This is a genomic window from Pedobacter sp. AC379 (assembly GCF_979258145.1).
Map to the genome: position 1 here is coordinate 5,928,993 of NZ_OZ409839.1, position 17,635 is coordinate 5,946,627.

Annotated in this window: 14 protein-coding genes and 2 tRNA genes; 6 read left to right on the forward strand and 10 right to left on the reverse strand. The window is 36.7% G+C overall.

The features are described from left to right. The first annotated feature begins 2 nt into the window (after nucleotides 1-2). The 5 genes from tsf to frr all read left to right on the forward strand — a co-directional run bounded on the left by tsf (nucleotide 3) and on the right by frr (nucleotide 4,755). On the forward strand, nucleotides 3-848 hold the full coding sequence (gene tsf / locus ACZZZW_RS25525) for a translation elongation factor Ts (protein ID WP_055913288.1): 846 nt from the start codon (nucleotides 3-5) through the stop codon (nucleotides 846-848). A 358-nt stretch (nucleotides 849-1,206) separates the two neighbouring features. Beyond that, nucleotides 1,207-2,298, forward strand: a complete 1,092-nt coding sequence (gene nagA, locus ACZZZW_RS25530; RefSeq protein ID WP_463497667.1) for an N-acetylglucosamine-6-phosphate deacetylase — start codon at nucleotides 1,207-1,209, stop codon at nucleotides 2,296-2,298. Between the two features lie 11 nt (nucleotides 2,299-2,309). Then, entirely contained in the window at nucleotides 2,310-3,272 is a 963-nt protein-coding gene (locus ACZZZW_RS25535; RefSeq protein WP_463497670.1) for an MBL fold metallo-hydrolase, read from the forward strand. A 175-nt stretch (nucleotides 3,273-3,447) separates the two neighbouring features. Next, on the forward strand, nucleotides 3,448-4,152 hold the full coding sequence (gene pyrH / locus ACZZZW_RS25540) for a UMP kinase (RefSeq protein WP_055913297.1): 705 nt from the start codon (nucleotides 3,448-3,450) through the stop codon (nucleotides 4,150-4,152). A gap of 39 nt (nucleotides 4,153-4,191) precedes the next feature. Beyond that, the gene (gene frr, locus ACZZZW_RS25545; protein WP_055913300.1) at nucleotides 4,192-4,755 is read left to right on the forward strand and encodes a ribosome recycling factor; all 564 of its coding nucleotides are present in this window, start codon (nucleotides 4,192-4,194) and stop codon (nucleotides 4,753-4,755) included. Nucleotides 4,756-4,808: 53 nt separating this feature from the next. Here the strand turns inward: frr and ACZZZW_RS25550 are convergent, their stop codons facing one another. From ACZZZW_RS25550 to ACZZZW_RS25560, 3 genes are all read right to left on the reverse strand, one after another. Beyond that, nucleotides 4,809-5,825 carry a LacI family DNA-binding transcriptional regulator gene (locus ACZZZW_RS25550; protein WP_055913369.1) on the reverse strand — a complete coding sequence of 339 codons (1,017 nt, stop codon included), beginning with the start codon at nucleotides 5,823-5,825 and terminating at the stop codon, nucleotides 4,809-4,811. 150 nt (nucleotides 5,826-5,975) lie between these two features. After that, a tRNA-Asp gene (locus ACZZZW_RS25555) sits at nucleotides 5,976-6,120 on the reverse strand. 70 nt (nucleotides 6,121-6,190) lie between these two features. After that, a tRNA-Asp gene (locus ACZZZW_RS25560) sits at nucleotides 6,191-6,307 on the reverse strand. 156 nt (nucleotides 6,308-6,463) lie between these two features. Between ACZZZW_RS25560 and ACZZZW_RS25565 the strand changes: the two genes are divergently transcribed. Further along, nucleotides 6,464-6,940, forward strand: a complete 477-nt coding sequence (locus ACZZZW_RS25565) for an Lrp/AsnC ligand binding domain-containing protein (protein WP_055913303.1) — start codon at nucleotides 6,464-6,466, stop codon at nucleotides 6,938-6,940. 753 nt (nucleotides 6,941-7,693) lie between these two features. On the opposite strand, the gene ACZZZW_RS25570 is transcribed toward ACZZZW_RS25565, so the two are convergent. The 7 genes from ACZZZW_RS25570 to ACZZZW_RS25600 all read right to left on the reverse strand — a co-directional run bounded on the left by ACZZZW_RS25570 (nucleotide 7,694) and on the right by ACZZZW_RS25600 (nucleotide 17,525). Beyond that, the gene (locus ACZZZW_RS25570) at nucleotides 7,694-8,257 is read right to left on the reverse strand and encodes a PIN domain-containing protein (RefSeq protein ID WP_463497675.1); all 564 of its coding nucleotides are present in this window, start codon (nucleotides 8,255-8,257) and stop codon (nucleotides 7,694-7,696) included. Further along, a complete protein-coding gene (locus ACZZZW_RS25575; protein WP_463497678.1) occupies nucleotides 8,247-8,702 on the reverse strand; it encodes a helix-turn-helix domain-containing protein in 456 nt (151 codons plus the stop codon). Before ACZZZW_RS25575 ends, ACZZZW_RS25570 begins: the two co-directional genes overlap by 11 nt. 366 nt (nucleotides 8,703-9,068) lie before the next feature. Next, entirely contained in the window at nucleotides 9,069-10,184 is a 1,116-nt protein-coding gene (locus ACZZZW_RS25580) for an FAD-dependent monooxygenase (protein WP_463497681.1), read from the reverse strand. An 81-nt stretch (nucleotides 10,185-10,265) separates the two neighbouring features. Continuing rightward, the gene (locus ACZZZW_RS25585; RefSeq protein ID WP_463497684.1) at nucleotides 10,266-11,141 is read right to left on the reverse strand and encodes a helix-turn-helix domain-containing protein; all 876 of its coding nucleotides are present in this window, start codon (nucleotides 11,139-11,141) and stop codon (nucleotides 10,266-10,268) included. Between the two features lie 1,179 nt (nucleotides 11,142-12,320). Beyond that, nucleotides 12,321-14,429, reverse strand: coding sequence for a ferrous iron transport protein B (feoB, locus tag ACZZZW_RS25590; RefSeq protein ID WP_463497687.1), 2,109 nt, complete (start codon nucleotides 14,427-14,429; stop codon nucleotides 12,321-12,323). Between the two features lie 11 nt (nucleotides 14,430-14,440). Beyond that, a complete protein-coding gene (locus ACZZZW_RS25595) occupies nucleotides 14,441-14,656 on the reverse strand; it encodes a FeoA family protein (protein ID WP_055913318.1) in 216 nt (71 codons plus the stop codon). A 97-nt stretch (nucleotides 14,657-14,753) separates the two neighbouring features. Continuing rightward, nucleotides 14,754-17,525 carry an outer membrane beta-barrel protein gene (locus ACZZZW_RS25600; protein WP_463497691.1) on the reverse strand — a complete coding sequence of 924 codons (2,772 nt, stop codon included), beginning with the start codon at nucleotides 17,523-17,525 and terminating at the stop codon, nucleotides 14,754-14,756. Between the last annotated feature and the right edge of the window lie 110 nt (nucleotides 17,526-17,635).

Below are 17,635 nucleotides of genomic sequence, written 5' to 3' on the forward strand. Positions count from 1 at the left end.
AAATGTCTACAGTACAAATTACTGCCGCAGATGTAAATAAACTACGCCAACAAACTGGCGCTGGTATGATGGATTGCAAAAAAGCTTTAGTTGAAGCTAATGGCGATTTCGAAGCAGCAGTTGATTTATTGCGCAAAAAAGGTCAAAAAGTATCTGCCGCTCGTTCTGGTAATGCTACATCTGAAGGTTTGGTATCAATCAATGTTTCAGCAGATGGCACAAATGGTAAATTAGTTGCTTTAGCTTGCGAAACTGAACCAGTTTCTAAAGTTGAAGATTTCCGTAATTTAGCTCAGGCAGTTTTAGCTGCAGCAGTTGCAAACAATCCTGCTACTGCAGAAGAATTATCAGCGATTACTTTGGAAGACGGACGTACAGTTGCTGAAACTATTACAGAACTAACCGGTAAAATCGGAGAGAAAATTGTTATCCAGGATTATGCAAATATTTCTGGTGAGAAAATCGTTTCATATATCCACTCTAATGGTAAAATGGGCGTTTTGGTAGTATTTGAAGGCACTAATGGTGTAGATATTACTGAAGCTGGTAAAGATGTTGCAATGCAAATTGCTGCAATGAACCCGGTTGCTGTTGATAAAGATGGTGTTGATCCTGCTACTATCCAACGTGAAATTGAAATTGCTAAAGATGTAATCCGTCAGGAAGGTAAACCAGAAGAAATGGTGGAGAAAATTGCTGCAGGTAAATTGAATAAATTCTACAAAGACAGTACTTTATTAAACCAGGAGTTTGTTAAAGACAGTTCATTAGATGTTCGTAAATTCTTAGATAATACATCTAAAGGATTAACTGTAACTGCATTCAAACGCGTACAATTAGGTGCATAAGCACTAAAAAACATATTAAAAAAGCTCCAAGAAATTGGAGCTTTTTTTTGCATTATATTCCAATAATTCAGGTCATCACGACTGAAACGGAGCGAAATAAAGAGATCTATAGCAAAAGATTCCGTCAGTTCCGCTTTTTAAGGCGGCATAAACATCATTCCTTTCTTAATTTCCTAGACCGTAGTCATTGCTAAAAAACGAAGCAATCTTGAAACTTCGCTCATATCATGCATACGGTCAATTCATTCGGAAAATAACTTTCCCACGATGAATTGAGAAGCTTTGCCTTATCAACCAAATATTTAGCTACATTATTTAACTTTGGCCATGTCAGCTTAAATTTACTCAAACGTTTAATATGTCTAAAGTAATAACCAATGTATCCTACTTTAAGGATAACGATCTGAAAAAGAATCAGACCATCACTATTGAAGGATCTTTGATTTCAGATATAAAAGATTCCGATCATACAGCAACAAGTGATTTTTTAGTAATTCCCGGGTGTATCGACTTACAGATTTACGGCTCGGGCGGCAGGCTGTTTTCTGCTGATCCAACTGTAGAATCATTGACAATAATGGAAGACGATCTGCTGAGAAAAGGAACAACGGGATTTCTGGCCTGCATGGCCACCAATTCTGCAGAAGTTTTTAACAAATGTATCAGCGCAGCAAAAGAACATCGTTCCACTGCCAAAAATTGCCTTGGATTACACTTAGAAGGTCCGTTTTTAAACCCAAAACGTTTAGGGGCACATGTGCCCGGGTATGTACGTAAAGCTTCTCTGGATGAAATTAAAAAACTGATGGATTTTGGAGATGGCGTGATCAAAATGATGACAATCGCTCCCGAGCTTCAGGATGATGCCGTTATTGAATATTTATTGGATAGCGGAGTTGTTGTTTCATTGGGCCATAGCAATGCAACATTTGATGAGGCAACCGCGGCTTACAATAAAGGTATCCAAACCACTACCCATCTTTTTAATGCCATGAGTCCCATCCACCACCGCGAACCAGGCATCCCTACCGCCGTTTTTAACCATGATAAAGCAATGGCAAGCATTATTGCCGATGGAAAACATGTAGATTTTGAAGTAGTAAAATTTGCTCAGAAACTATTAAAAGAGCGTTTATTCCTCATCACTGATGCAGTAACCGCCTGCTCTACAGGGCCATACCAGCATATCGAAAAAGACAATAAATATGTTATGCCCAACGGAACACTTTCAGGATCATCACTAACCATGTTAACAGCCATTAAAAACTGTGTAACATATTGTGGAATCAGTTTAAACGATGCGGTACAAATGGCAACAACTTATCCTGCAAAACTGATCGGAATAGAAAACCTTACAGCAAGCATCGAAATTGGTGACCAGGCCACCTTTTTAATACTTGATGATATGCTAAACCTCAAAGAAGTAATCTTTAAAGGAGAAACGATATAATCAATAGCCATATGTTTAGAAAAATCTTTTCCCTGTTCCTTTTTTTATCAGTTTGCTGCATTACTTCCTGGGCACAAAAGAAAAACAATTCTTTTACCGTTATACCCCTTGGAGTTAAGGGCGGTGATGATGAAAGCAATTTATCGGCTTACATGGTCGCTCCAACAGGTGATCAGAATTACATCTGTTTAGATGCCGGCACTATCAATGCCGGTATTCAAAAAGCAATAGCGCTCAAAACATTAAAGGGAGTGAGTGAAGAAATTCAGCGCAAACAGCTTAAGGGATATTTAATTTCACATGCACATTTAGATCATGTTTCAGGCCTGATCATCAATTCACCAGCAGATACCGCTAAAAAGATTTATGGCTTACCTTCAGTATTGAATATATTAAGAGATAAATACTTTACCTGGGATGCCTGGGCTAATTTTGCAAATGAAGGTGAAAAACCACAATTAAAAAAGTATACTTACACCCCTATACTTGAGGGCGAAACCTATCCGCTTGATGGAACAGCAATGAAAGTAAGGGCATTTGAGTTAAGCCATGGCAATCCTTATAAAAGTACGGCTTTTCTGGTCAGTAATAACGATAGTTATGTTTTGTACCTGGGAGATACCGGAGCAGATGAGATTGAAAAATCAGATAAACTTTCCAATCTGTGGCAAGCAATAGCCCCACTAATTAACGCAGGTACTTTAAAAGCAATTTTTTTGGAGGTTTCTTTTCCAAATGAGCAACCTGAAAAGCAACTGTTCGGGCACCTTACGCCAAAGCTTTTTTATAGTGAGCTGTCAAAACTCGAAAGTTTTACCAATAAGGAAGCCTTTAAAAAGGTATCTTTTATTGTTACCCATACTAAACCACCACAGCACACAGCCGAAAAGGTAAGGCAGCAATTAATTTCAGGAAATACAACAAGAATAAAACTAATCTTTCCGCAGCAGGGGAAAGCCTTAATTATCAACTAAAAGAGATATTAAGCCTTCTATAGCATATTATCAGCTATAAAAGCGGCGCAATACTGCGAGCTATATTTTTACTTATTGCTCTTTTTTATTAAAATCAGTATTTCTATTTAAATATTTACATCAATTGTTAAAAAGCATAGCTAGGTATTAAAAAATTGTTAATATTTTTGAGGTCATGAAATACAAACGCATCCTACTTAAACTTAGCGGGGAATCGCTAATGGGCGACAAACAATATGGAATTGATAATGAACGCGTTAAACAATATGCGGAAGATATCAAAGCTGTACACGACAAAGGTTTAGAAATCGCAATCGTGATTGGTGGAGGAAATATTTTTAGAGGCCTAAGCGCTGAAAAAAGTGGGATGGATAGAGCACAGGCTGATTACATGGGCATGTTGGCCACCGTAATCAACTCTATGGCTTTACAGGATGCCCTTGAAAAAGTTGGTATTAAAACCCGTTTGCTTACTGCAATAAAAATGGAACAGATCTGTGAACCGTTTATCCGCAGAAGAGCAGTCCGTCACCTCGAAAAGGGCCGTGTGGTTATTTTTGGTGCCGGAACAGGAAATCCATATTTCACTACCGATTCTGCAGCAGCTTTGCGTGCGATTGAAATTAAAGCAGATGTTGTATTAAAAGGAACCCGTGTAGATGGCATTTACACTGCAGATCCTGAAAAAGATCCTTTGGCTACAAAGTACGGAGAAATTTCTTTCAGAGAAGTTTACGACAAAGGACTTAATGTAATGGACATGACGGCTTTTACCCTTTGTGAGGAAAACCAAGTACCAATTATTGTGTTTGATATGAATAAACATGGTAATTTCATGAAAATCGCCAATGGCGAACCTATCGGAACGCTTGTTAAATAAGGAATAAAAAATATTATTTTTGTAGAAATACACACAATTATGAACGACCTCATACAATTACAATTAATGGATGCTCAATCTGCAATGGATAGGGCTATCGATCATTGTGAATCTGAATTAACTAAAATCAGGGCTGGCAAAGCATCAGCTGGGATGTTGGATGGTATTTATGTTGATTATTATGGTGCATCAACCGCATTATCACAAGTATCCAGTATCAACACACCTGATGCCAGAACAATTGTAATCCAACCTTGGGAAAAATCACTTTTAACTCCAATCGAAAAAGCAATACAGGTAGCCAATATCGGTATCAATCCACAGAATGATGGTATTGTAATCCGTTTGGTGGTTCCACCACTAACTGAGGAGCGTAGAAGGGATTTGGTGAAAAAAGTTAAAGAAGAGGCAGAAAGAGGCCGCGTTACGGTTCGTAACATCCGTAAAGATGCCAATACTAAAATTCAAAAGTTAAAAGGCGAAAGTGTTTCTGATGATGAAATTAAAACAGGTGAGGCTGAAGTACAAAAATTAACCGATGCTTATATAGTTAAAGTTGATAAACACGCTGAAGCTAAAGAAAAAGATATCATGACAGTTTAATCTGTTCAAAATATGATCTTCAAAGGGAATGGATATAAAATCTATTCCCTTTTTTATTTCTTTAAGCTTGAGCCCCTGATGTTTAATATGGTTGGCAATGATACCTGAGCATTCTCAACAGGTTTTGCAGTTTTTTTAAGTTTGTTCAACAGAATTTTCATAACGTTTTCTGCAATGGCTTCCAAGGGCTGGGCAATGGCGGTAACAGGCGGTTCGCAAAACTCAAGAATCTCGAAGTCATCAAAAGAAACAACCGCCAGGTCTTTATGAATTTTAATACCCAACTTCCTAAAAGTTCTTAAACCATCCAGGCAAATGTAATTGGCAGCAAAAATCACTGCATCAAGCTGATTTTCTGCTTTAAAGAATTTCACCATTTCCTCAATCGATGCTGAAGAATTGACATAGCTGATTTTCTTAACAATTGGAGACAGGCTGTAAGCTTCAATTGCGGCCTCATAACCTGTTAAACGATCTACCATTTGCTGCTGAACGGTATCGATCGTTACAAAACCGATTTTTTTGTAGCCATTTTCAATCAGGTGTTCGGTTGCCTGGTAGGTACTGTTTTTATTGTCGATTATTACGTAATCGGTTTTTACATCCTGTACATAGCGATCAAATAAAACAACCGGCGCATCTGTTTGAATGAGTTTTTTAACTTCATCCTCAAGGCCTTCCGGCAAAGCCATAATATAACCATCCACGTGCCTGTCTTTAAAAATCTGCAGCAATTCGATTGCTTTTTCAGTGTCGTTACGTGTGCTGCTAAAAAGAATTTTATAGCCTAAGCTAGAGGCAATCTCGTCGATTCTGCGTGCTATGCCTGCAAAAAAAGGTTCCGAAATATCATCAACCAAAAAACCGATAATTTTTGTTTTACCCGTTCTTAAACTTGTGGCAAGGGCATTAGGCTGGTAATTTAATTCGGCAACAAGATCCAAAACTTTTTTGGTAAGCGATTCGCTAATATTTTTTTCTCTTGCCTTTCCATTAATTACGAATGAGACTGTAGTAATGGAAATATTTAATTGTTTGGCTATATCTTTAATTGAAACGCGTTTCTTCATCACAGGCATTACACGGGTATAATATTAATTATTCTGGTAATATAACAATATATCCATAAAGATGTAATGATTTTATAAATAGCCTCAAAAAGAAAAAGAGCAACCTATCCAGGATTGCTCGATTAACTAACTTATTATTCATAAAAAATGCTGTTGGGGAAGGAGTCGAACCTTCAAGGGGTAGTTAGCTACAGTTCAAAAAATTAATTTGTGGTCAACCCAATAAACTGCGTTTGTCCCATTATTCCCCACCACCGAGACAAGGAGGCGTGTCTGCCAATTTCACCACCCAACATTTTAATAGTTAACAGTTTCCAATTTTAGTTTTTAGTATTATACTAATTACTGTAAATTGCCAACTGCACTGGCTGTAGGGGAAGGAATCGAACCTTCAAGGAGTGGTTAGTACCGAAACCGGTATATTCCCATTATTCTCCGCCACCGAGACAAGGAGGTGTGTCTGCCTGTTTCACCACCCTACATTATGTTCTGCAATTGTGAAAGAACGTTCCCTTTTTGTTAATTGCTTGATACAAATGTAAAGGATCAACCGATACCTTGCAAATATTTTAAACAATTAATTTTATTTTTATAATATTGATAAATATTCGTAAATTCGCTTATCATAATTCAAAAATATGCTTAAAAAAGACAATACCAATTTAGAAATTGACAACCTTGATATCGATATATTGAAGCAATTGATGCAGGATGCCACTAAACCCTATACAGAAATAGCAAAAGATCTGATTGTTTCTGGCGGTACCATACATGTACGCATGAAGAAATTGCAGGAAATGGGTATCATTAAAGGCTCACATTTAATTATCGATCCACAGAAGGCTGGCTACGATATATGTGCTTTTTTGGGCATTTACCTCGAAAAAGGAATCCAATATAAGGATGCCGTAGCACAACTGAGCAAAATTAAGGAGGTGGTAGAATTGCATTATACTACCGGAGCTTATAGTATGTTCGCCAAAATTATTTGCAGGGATACAAACCATTTAAGGCATGTTTTAAATGAAGAAATTCAGGCTGTAAACGGTATTCAGCGTACAGAAACTTTGATTTCATTAGAAGAAAGTATTAAAAGACAGATTGAACTGGGTTAAAGCACAAAGACTAAAGCAAAAAGATCTCATTTAAGAACACGAAGCTTAAAAGATCTCATATGCCTTATATAGTAAAACGCTATTGGTTATTCTTAATAATCAGGAAATGAACGCTGAGTGGGATTTCGGGAACAGTAGTCCCGTTATTCGCTATAGCCGATGAATCATGATGTAAAATCGGGAGGGAGCTGCCGCTATACTTTTGAATGGTCTGAAAAACAGGGGAGCTTACAAGTAAACTTAGGTTGTATATCTTCATAATATAGGTTCTAGGCAAATATAAGAATAGAAGTATAGCAGAACAATATGAGATATATCATATTTCCCTGATTATTTAATAAGTTTCACGAGGTAGGACCTAAGAGTTTTATAGTTTGCAGAGTCGCCTACTATGTCCTACTGAACTCCGCTTTTTAACAATATTATCATAAACTCATTCATCAATCAAATTCAATTTTTAGTTTTTGATGATGAGTAAATGATAAATTAAAATGCTAAATTAAAAGTTCGTTTTTTGAGACTACCTTATCTTGAAGAACAACAATATTAGTTCATTCAATAAGTCCATTCCCAGGATCTGATCGGTAATATTAAGTTATTTTCTTTATAAACACACCTTTTCTATTCATACGAAAAAGAATGTTGGCTATCATATTCTCGTTTTGAAACAATAGTTCGAGAATCTTGACATTTATTTAGGTACAGGGATAGGCACAAAAATCAAATTTCCTTTTTGATATGTACCTCTTAAACTTACAAAAGCGCATGTAAGTAGTCGGCCGTATCCTTCAAACCATTCCTCCTTAAGCTCTCTAATACCTGGTATTCGTCCATTGCAGGATTTTTTCTATTTAGTACCATTTCTTTAAATGCTTCAATCGCTTTATCTTGATTTAGGTCAATGATATCAGTTAAAAAATCGTCTGCACTTTTCACTTTTAGACCAAAAGAATCTAGGTATTCTTCCGGGAAGTCTTTTAGATTATTAGTTACGATAACATTAGCATTTGTTCTAATAGCTGCTGCAAGCACATGACGGTCGTCTTCATCTGGTAACTTTAAATCTGCGATTAGGGCATCGTAGTTATGTACCAGAGCGTCTGGAAATGCCTGAGTTGCTCTGCTTACACGTTTCAATGCTTCATTTTCACTAATTCCTTTTCTAACCATTACTCTTTTCCATTCGTCAAAAATATTTTGACTCCATTTCGGCGTATAAAGTTCATAATGAGCAAACCAAAATAACAAATCTCTGATTTCAATGGGAAAGATGACATTGGTATCTAGAACTGCTTTAAATCTAACACTATGAATCATACAATCCGCTTTCTTCGTCAAAGGTCATTATGTCAATAAGGTTTTGCTTTTGGTCCTTTTTCATCTTCTGTTTATAGCTTACTACATCCTCAAATTTAATCCTACGATGTTTTCCTACCTTTACGAATTGGATTTGACCTTCTTCCAACAGCTTGATTAAGTAGGGCCTAGAACATCCTAAGATTTCGGCTGCTTTTTGAGTGGTAACTTCAGTTGCAATAGGAACTATTGAAATTGGCTTACCTTCACTCATCGCTTTTAAAATATCACTTAAAAATTCAAGTGCTCTAGAAGGGATTTTAATTCGTTCTTTGCTTTCTTCGATCTCTATTTCAGTTTCTTCTCCATTGATATGTGATAGAATAGATAGTACTGCAGGATATGATTCACGTGCAACTCTTTGTTCCGATTTCGAGGGTTTACGACGTTGTTCAATAGTGTTCATAATTATTTTTTATGCAAATAAAAGAAATATATGAAATATTCGAAATATTCGAAATGTAATAAATGTGTTACATTTGTGCTCGATTTTTTATAATATGCGTTTTATGATACATTTTTCTCTTTGCCATAATCTGTGCAGGTAACTTACATTTGAAAGAAAGATAAATAGTAGGGGATGAATACTTTCGTTTTTGGAGACAATATTTTGTAGATGTAGTGGTTAAGGCCTTGCAGATTGCAGAAATTCAAGCCAACCTACAGTATTAATTATATTTTAAGAATGAACCTGAACGCTATTTATCAAAACATTTTGTATTTATCCCCCGTATTGATGACCATATAGGTGTACTATTGCTCTGTAGTGACTTTAAAAGCTAATACCTTCAGCATATTGTTTATAAACAGCTTCTTCATTTCGCGGAAGTAAGGCCTCTAGATTTCCAATTACACCTTCCTGTACTTCTTCTATAAATGGGCGTAAATTTTTATGATAAGTTGCAAAAGCCAACTCAAGATTATTATTGTTTTCTGCAAACGCATCTGCTAAAGCTGTCGCCCCGATGATGGCCAGCGAACCTCCCATACCTGCTGCTGGCGAAGCACAATATCCTGCGTCCCCAACTAATGCTACTCTGCCTTTTGTCCATGAGGGCATTTTTATCTGGCAAAACTTATCAAAGTAAAATGAATCTGAATTCAATAATTCTTTTTTTAATTCAGATGCTCTCCAACTCATACCTTGCATCTGGTCAAATACGATCTTTTTTATTTGCTCCTGGCTTCGGAAATCATAAGATATTTCTTTTTCTGGCCGGAAAGTAAATACAATGTCTGTTTTACCGTTGTATGCATTTAGCATAAAAGATTTATTTGGTTCAGCATATATTTGCAAGGTCCTTTCTTTAATGAGCAATTTGTTGACAATAGCAATAGAGAAATATTGTCCTAAAAAAGTGGTATACTTTTCTTCGCTCCCAAACCAAATTCTCCTTACTGCCGAGTGTATACCATCGCAACCGAATATGTAGTCAAATTGATGTCGGGAGCCGTCTTTAAAGATTGCCTCCACAGAATCTTTCATTTCATTTAAAGCCGTAATACTGTTGTCGAAAATAAATGTCACATCATCTTTAACTGCTTCATACATCATTTTCAGTAATACATCACGTTCTATTTCAAACTCATCATCTGGCATTTTTTCACCGGGATTTCTCAATAACATTGAGTATCCCGTTAAATCTTTATCATTTTTAAATTCCCATTTTTCTAATGCTAATCTATTCGCTTTTATCTTCTCGAAGAGACCCATTCTTTTTACAATCTCAACAGTTTGGCCTTTTATATCTACTGGTGTTCCTCCTTTTTTTAGAGATTGACCAACTTCCACAATAGTCACATTATAGCCCATTTTATTCATCCAGTAGGCAGTTGTGAGTCCTGCAAAACTTGAACCTGATATGAGCACACTTTTATTTAGTTCCATTCTTAACTCTTTTAAATTTGATAATGCAAAACTATCTTTTAGAGTAAGATTAGGAAAGGACTAATGGTGGCATCTATTGGACTATTCGTACTTTTGCTGACGGAAAGTTAATGCGGTCATGCCGGTAATTTTTGTAAATAGCCTGGAAAAATAGGGATAGTCTTCATAGCCCAATTCGTATGCAATTTCCTTTACTGATTTATCAGAATGGTATAGTAGGCGCTTGGCTTCCAAAATAATTCTTTCTTGAATCTGTTGGGAGACGGATAAGCCTGTGGCACTTTTTATACTTTCATTTAGATAATGAGTAGAAATATTCAGCAGTTGGGCATACGTGGATGGCCGTTTTAAAATGACGTAATTTTTTTCCAGATGTTGCTTAAAATTCTTCGCGATTATTTCAAATCGTGGGAGGATGTTTTCTGCATTATTATGATTTAAAAATTCTGAAATGAGTAAGGCAACCAGCGTATTTGAACTGTCTTTTAATAGTAATTGATATAATTTATTGCTTTTTTGCTTAGAAAAATTTAGACAAAGGGAAAAACTGGTAAAAATGCTTATATGCTGAGGTTTAGTTAATAGCAATGGTTTTGATGGTGAGATTTCTTCCAAAAAATCCAGGTAATCAGGATTTAGTTTCTCCTTATTCATTGATAAGGCACAGACTGTTATATCCGTAAAGGATAGGATACGGTGTACTTGATTGGGGTGCATGTATACAATTGCAGGTGATGTGATTATATACTTTTGAAAATCTATCTCAATATGAACGGTGCCTTTTTGGATGAAATGGAATGTATATCCTGAATCTCTATGCGATTCTGTTGCCAACTCGTATAGTTCTCCTGTATTAAAGTCAGAATTTCTAAAACTGATTTTGTCTATAGAAATGCCTTGTCCCAAATCATCCATCATTAAGTTTGTAGGTATATATTTTCTGTTTTTTTTTTGCATCTAATCTCCGTTTTATTGTTAGATAATTTTAAGTATACAGATTGATATCAGGGAAGTATACGAGGGCGATCAAAGAAAGAAGTAAGCAAATTTTTATAGATAAAAGAGTATTCTTATATCAACCTCAATTGTTGTTACGAATATAAATAATTGAAATCACTGAAAAACAAATAATATTAATCGTTTTGTTGAATATTTTTTCTTTTGCCGTAGTTGGTGTTGTTTTTTTTCGGAGTGTCTATGTTTACTTACCAAGGAAACAATTTAAGTCCTTTAGTAAGTAAAGCAGGGATGTATTCTTTTGTTCTTTGGTTACCTACCGTAATTACTGGAATTATTTTAATAATTATTGGTCGACGCAGAAGTTAGATTTTTAGAGGAAATGTTATTGAATCATTATCAAAGATATCGAATACATTCATATCCGAAACGTCCACATCATCAGCGGAAACATTTTCAGCTTTATTTAAAATTTCCTCATTCTCTTTCATACTCTGCTAATGGTATTGCTTCGCATCCAACCTGACGAACTGCTTAAATCTAATATTAACTTTGTATTTACTAAAAATCTAGCGCAACCTATATTCATTATTGTATCACTAAAACCGTTATTTGTAAATAAAATAGACTTTGTTTTGTGATACAAGTTTTTGGGAAATTCTCTTGTAAAATCTGAGTGAGTTTTAAACGATGTATCATAATCTCATAAACCACCGTTTTTTGTAGGTAGAGCGCTTTTTTAAATAAAAAAGCAGATTCATGTTTGTTCTCATGACAAATGATTAAAGTGAAACAAAATTCTTAATCCTGTGACTTAAAGTCAAGATGTTTGATGACTTAACTAGCTTACAAACAAGTTTTTATCTATAATTGATGAGCATTTATACCGTTTAATGTGCTCATCGAATTGCTCACCTTTTTCTTGCGAAAAAATGAATAATTTGGTGGTTTTCAGAAAATAAAAAAGCATGCAAACATTTAACTACAGGCTTTTAGTTAAATTTAAAACGATTTTCGCGGGATGGAGTGAACACGAACCCGATTTTCCGGGTGAAGTAAAACGGAAAGCGGGAGGAAACTTTAATAGTTGCACAGATATTGTTCGCCTTAATATTTATAAAAAGACCCTTCTACTACCCTTAGACTGACAAAATAAGAGTGATGAATTTTAACTCCGGTTTATTTTAATAACTGATAAGCAACGAGCGCAGCAATGTAGGCCATGGCAGTCATATAAGCCAGCTGGATAACTGGCCACTTCCAACCCTTGGTTTCACGGTAAACAATCGCAACCGTACTCATGCACTGCATTGCAAAAGCATAAAAAAGCATTAATGAAATACCTGTAGCAAAAGTATATACAGGCAAGCCGGTAAGGCTATTTTTTGAGGCCGACATGCGCGTCCTGATTGTACCCGTATCTTCGTCACCCCCATCTACACTGTAAATGGTAGCCATGGTACCTACAAATGCCTCACGTGCAGCAAAAGAGGTAATTAAGCCTATCCCAATCTTCCAATCGTAACCCAAAGGGCGGATTACAGGCTCAATCGCATGACCAAGAATACCAACATAAGAGTTTTCCAATTTCTCGGTAGCAACCAAAGTTTTAATGTGATCGGTATTTTTTGTGGTATCAGCTAAAGCGGTTTCATATTTTTTATCAATAATTTCAAAACGGTTTCCCGGTCCGAAAGAAGCCATCACCCAAAGAATAATTGAAATGGCTATAATAACTTTACCGGCTTCAAAAACAAAGGTTTTCGATTTCTCATACATCGTGTAGAAAACATTTTTCCATCTTGGCATGCGATAAATAGGCAACTCCATGATAAAATAAGACCTTTCTTTGGTTTTGATGATGAATTTCATCACCCAGGCAACCAATACCGCAGCGATAATACCAACAAGGTACATTACCATCAGTGCCAAACCTTGCATATTAAAAATGCCTAACACGGTTTTGGACGGAATAATCAAGGAAATTATTAAAATATATACCGGGAGCCTTGCCGAACAGCTTACCAATGGCGTAACCATGATGGTAATCATCCTATCTTTCCAGTTTTCAATGTTCCTTGCCGCCATGATAGATGGCACAGCACAAGCCAAACCACCGATCATCGGCACTACCGATTTTCCGTTAAGGCCTACCTTACTCATAATTTTATCCATCATAAAGGTAACCCGGGCCATATAGCCTGTATCTTCTAAAATGGAAATAAAAGCAAATAGAATTGCAATTTGAGGGATAAAAACAAAAATACCTCCTAAGCCGGCAATTACGCCATCAAGAAGTAAATCGGTAAGCATACCGGCAGGCAAATACTCATGACCAATACTTGTGATAAAACCAAAACCGGTTTCAATCCAATCCATCGGATAAGATGACCAGGCAAATATGGCATTGAAAATTACAAAGAGGATGAACAGGAAAATTGCAAAGCCCCATACCTTGTGTGTAAGGATAGCATCCAAACGATCACTGAAGGAAAATTTCTTTTCTACATTATTATCGACAACCACTCCAGACAAGATTGTACTGAGGTGTTTATACCTGGCAATGGTTTCTGCAGCCTGAATTTTGGAAGATTCAAAGTGATGTGATTGCTCAATTTCCTCAATTTCTTCCTGTTCTTTTTCAGTAAAAAAAGTTAAGTATTCATGTTGGTGCAAAACCTGCAAAGCGTAATAATCGTTATCTGAGTTGAATTTGGATTTAATCGCATTAATGGCTGCAGGAGCCAAAAAATTAACATCAACATCCTGAAACTGGGTGGCAATTTTATTGGTATTGGCAATGGCCTGCTTTAGCTTATCAATGCCGATATTATTTCTTGCAGAAATTGAAACAACCTGTATACCCAGTTTTTCGGCAAGCTTATCTAAATTAATTTCAATCCCCTGCTTGGTAGAAAGATCGATCATATTTAAGGCTAAAATTATTGGGATGCCCAAATCTGCAACCTGCGAATACAAAAGCATGTTACGTTTCAGGTTGGAGGCATCAGCAATCAGCACAATTACGTCGGGGTGGCTGCTGTTGTTTTTATCAGCAAGCACCTGAAAAACGATACTTTCGTCGCTACTTTTTGGATATAAACTATAAGTTCCGGGTAAATCTATAATTTCGGCTTCTTTACCTTCGGCAAGTTTTGTAAAACCTGTTTTCTTATCAACCGTAATCCCCGGAAAATTTCCTATTTTTTGATTTAACCCTGTTAAACGGTTAAATAATGTAGATTTACCTGTATTGGGATTACCAACTAACGCAACTTTAATATCCAAACCCAGCTTATTTATTGTATGATAATAACATCAGCTTCGCTTTTACGCAAACAAAGCTGATAGCCAGCAACACGAATGGCCATCGGATCGCCTAAAGGAGCAAAACGTTCTACCTCTACCACCTCGCCGGGCAAGCATCCCATCTCCATCAGCTTTACAGACATGTCTAAATCTGTAAATGCTACGATTGTTCCTTTTTCCCCAACTTTTAGGTGCGACAGTTTCATGTGCTAAATTTGGCGCAAGTTAACCTTTCTTTAGATTTATTCCAAATAACGCGGCCTTAAGGACGGGATAAATTATGCAGGTTTACCCTGAGATGATTTAGTTCCGCTGCCTGCCACCACCAAAGCCACCGCCGCCATTACCGCCACGGCCTCTACCGCCTTCTTCTCCACCTCTGATGCGGTTTTTTCCGCCCATCCTGTTTAACGAATAGGTAAATGAAAACATAAAATAACGTTTCAATACATTATAACTCACATCCTGTATGGTATTGTTATTTGCCGTTCGGCTTATGCCTTGATTTTCGTTCAATAAATCGTTTACCGCAGCCTTAAAAGTTCCCCTGTTTTTAAAAAACTGTTTGCTTATATAAGAGTTAACCAATGTGAAATGCGTATCGAAGCCTTCCCCTCTTCCAGTATTTTGATTATAATCAGCATCTATAGCCCAGCGTACATCACCTGGAAATAAATAACTTACGCTTACATTCGGACTAAAGGTATAATAACGTGTATTGGAATTTGGCTGAACGGAATAAGTTGCACGGTTTACAGAGGCACTTACTCCTGCGGTTAAATCGAGCTTATCTAAATTAGAAACCAAACGGTAACCATTGGTAATTGCCCAGCTGTTGGTTATATTTTTTAAGGAGTTGGTAAAGTTTACGTCTCTATCATAGTTCCCGCTTACATTGACATGAAAATTAAGCTTGTTATCGGCCATAAGCGGCAAACTCAACGAAGAGGATATTGATCCTGAATAAACGCCGTTTACGTTAACCGGGGTAACTGCAAGCTTACCCTGATCTTCTCCACTCTGAATTAAGCTGCTGCTGTTTGCAATCCGATTGGTGGTTTGGGTAAGGTTTAAATTTACAAACAACGATCTGTTTTTGCCAACTGTGAAAGTATTAAAGGCTACCCTTAGGGTATTGTTAAATTCGGGCTTTAAATCGGGGTTACCCACAGGCACGCTCTGCGTATTGGTATTGTTCCTGATCGGCTGTAATTGTTGAATGGTTGGCTGGTTGGTACTGCCCCTGTAATTAAATACCAAACGTTTGCTGTTGCTAAAATTGTACCTGAACATTGCCGAAGGAGTATAATTAAATACGTTTTGCTTCAGCACAAATCCTTTACTGATGTTATTATTGGTTCTATCGGTATTTTGAACGGCCATCCCTACATTCCAGTTGTATTTTTTAGCCATTTTATTAAAACTGAAACCGGCAGAATTGGTTAAAATTGTATTTTCGTACGCATTACTGAAGGTTTGATCCAATAAATCGTATTGCAGGGTAGCGGGATTAAAATTATAGGTAAAACGGTCGGATGTATTGTGATTATAACCATTTTGATAATTAAACTCAAGGCTCAGGGTCTTATCCAATGGCTCGGTATATACCAATCTTGAATTCTGATTAATGGATTCGCTCTCCTGATCGTTAAACTGATCGGTAGTTTTTAGCGTGCTAGTGCCGTTTTCTTTACGGGTTTCAGGGTTGGTGTTGTAATTATCAGCATCATTATTGTTTATGTTGGTATTAAAGTTAAGCGATAAGGTTCGACCCCTGCGCATAAATTTTTTACGCAACAGGATGTTATTGCTAATTGATGGCGCGGTATTGTGATTCCTCAACGATTGCGTTCCGGTGATCATGTAGCTGTTAAAATCGCGGGTATAGGTGCTATTGTTTAAGCTCTCATTATCGGTATAACTCAAATTAGGTTGTATACGGAGTGAGGTTAATGAATCAATCTTGGTATCTACCATAAAATTCAGTCGGTGATTTAACCGATCGGAGTTATTCACCTGATCGTTTTTAAAAACGGTGGTCTCATTTCCCAACAGATTTTGCCTTACACTGTTCGATACAATCAGGTTATCAGATTTATTTACAAAATAACTCAGGCTGATTTCCGTTTCATCGGCATATTCATCCGAAAAATTGAAACCTCCGGCTTTGGTATCGGTTATTCCACCCCTGCCACCGTTACTACCACCATTGCCGCCACCCAAACCGCCTCCAAAGTTTTGTTTGTTCACATTGTTAAACTGTGCAATAACACTCAATCGTTTATCCTGTTTAAAATGATTTATGTTTGCATTTACATCATAGCGGTCGTTAGAGCCATAACCAGCTGTGCTATTGCCAAAGTATCCGTTTTTCTTATCTTTTCTGGTGGTGATATTGATAATCTTGGTTCTCGAGCCATCATCAATGCCGGTAAACTGAGCCTGATCTGAAAGTTCATCAATGATCTGGATTTTATCAATCATATCTGCCGGCAGGTTTTTAGTGGCCAGCAGCGGATCATTGCCAAAAAATTCTTTTCCATCTACCCTAACCTTGGTAATGGTTTCGCCCTGCGCTTTAACTGTTCCTGCTTTATCCACTTCTACCCCGGGCAGCTTTTTCAACAAATCTTCTACCACCGCATTTTCTATTACCTTAAATGAACTTGCATTAAACTCTATGGTATCTTTTTTTACTACAATTGGCGGCACTTCGGCTTTTATATCAACTGTTTGAAGATCGATTGCACCGCCCTCTAGAACAATATCACCAAGTACTATATCCAGTTTATCTGCTGAGATGGTAAAATCTTTAGTGGTATTTTTTAAGCCCAAAAATGCAGCATACAATTTATAGCTACCGGGTTTTAAGCCTTTGAAAACAAATTTCCCATCTTCTGATGTACTCACTGCGCCAACCATGCTCGAATCGCTTAAGTTTTTAACTGCGATAGAGGCGTAATCAATCGGCTTTTTATCTTTTGATTGGATTATCCGGCCGCTTACTGAACCCGTTTTTTGAGCATAAACGTAAATAGATGATAAAATAAGGAGAAGCGTAAAAATCTGTTTCATTCGGTTAGTTTGGATTATAGCATAAAGACTATTGGCTTTTATAAAGGTTTATTTTGTTTAGGTAACATTTGAAATACATAAATGTCAATTATACATTTATTATGAAACCG